The following is a 1263-nucleotide window of genomic DNA, read 5'->3' on the forward strand; positions in this document are numbered from 1 at the left end:
AAAAAAGATGACCCCTGTTCAATACAGAGATCATCTTCTTAAAACTGCCTAGGCTTTTTTTAAAATGTCCTTTACAAAGGGTACACTTTACATTCATACAAAGAAGCTGGGCTTTTTTGTGCGTTCTTTTTACTTCAGTAGTGATCTCTTAACCAAAAAAGAGCCCTAGGGCTCTTTTTTTGGCTCTATAATATTTGTTGGGGTTTAAACAAAATTTTGTGTGCATAAAAAAACACGCAAACTCCTCATTCTTTTATACTTGAATTGTCGAGAAACAAGTCTAAAGAATGGAGTTGCGTGTATATGGATTTTACCATGATTATTCCTGGATTAAAAGGGTCTATCCTAACCAATGTTGAAGAAGTGGGCGAAGTTATCCGCCTGTACGTTGAAATGGAGCGAAAAGTACATCGGTGCCCTAAATGTAATCAAAGGACGAGTAAAATTCATGACTATCGTATACAAAAAATTCAACACTTAAAGTGGTTTGAAAGAAAAACCCAAATCTTTTATAAGCGTAGACGATATGTCTGTGAATGTGGGAAACGTTTTTCAGAGAAAAATCCTTTTGTCATGCGTTATCAACGTACCTCAATAGAATGGAATCAAGCTATATCAATTAAAGCGATTAAAGGAAAAACATTTAAGGAAACAGCTGAAATCTACGGGTGTTCATCTTCAACCATTATACGTCGATTCGATCAAATTTCACGAAGTGAAATTCGTCCGGTGGAAGAATTACCTACAGTTATAGCTATTGATGAATACAAGGGTGATACCCGCGAAGGGAAATACCAGTTAATCATTGCGAATGGGATAACAAAAGAACCGATTGATATTCTACCAAATCGTTATAAACGTACGATAAAAGACTACTTAAGAAAGCACGGATCTAGAGTGCAAATAGTCATAATGGATATGAATCATTCCTTTAAAGCAGCCGTTCAAGAGGCATTGGGTAAACCTGTTATTGTAGCTGATAGATTTCATTTTTGTCGTTACATCTATTGGGGGCTTGATGGAGTAAGACGTCGAGTACAAAACCAATTTCATGGCTACGACCGTAAAAAGTGTAAACGTATGAAACATGTCTTTCATAAAGACTGCCAACGCTTAACTAAGGATGAGAAATGGCATTTAAATCGTTACTTGGAGATGTCGAATGAACTCAAACAAGCATATGAAATTAAAGAGGCATATCGTTCTTGGTTTTTACGTGCCAAAGAAAACGGAAAAAACAGTATCAGTTTGGTTAAAAAGGAA

1 protein-coding gene is annotated in these 1263 nt (G+C 35.9%); it reads left to right on the forward strand.

Annotated elements, in window-relative coordinates; translation table 11 throughout:
* Positions 1-303 precede the first annotated feature (303 nt).
* A partial coding sequence (locus QY97_RS19310) for an ISL3 family transposase (RefSeq protein WP_046128823.1) occupies positions 304-1263 on the forward strand: 960 nt, incomplete at its 3' end.

The organism is Bacillus thermotolerans (assembly GCF_000812025.2).
GTDB classification, from domain to species: domain Bacteria; phylum Bacillota; class Bacilli; order Bacillales; family Domibacillaceae; genus Quasibacillus; species Quasibacillus thermotolerans.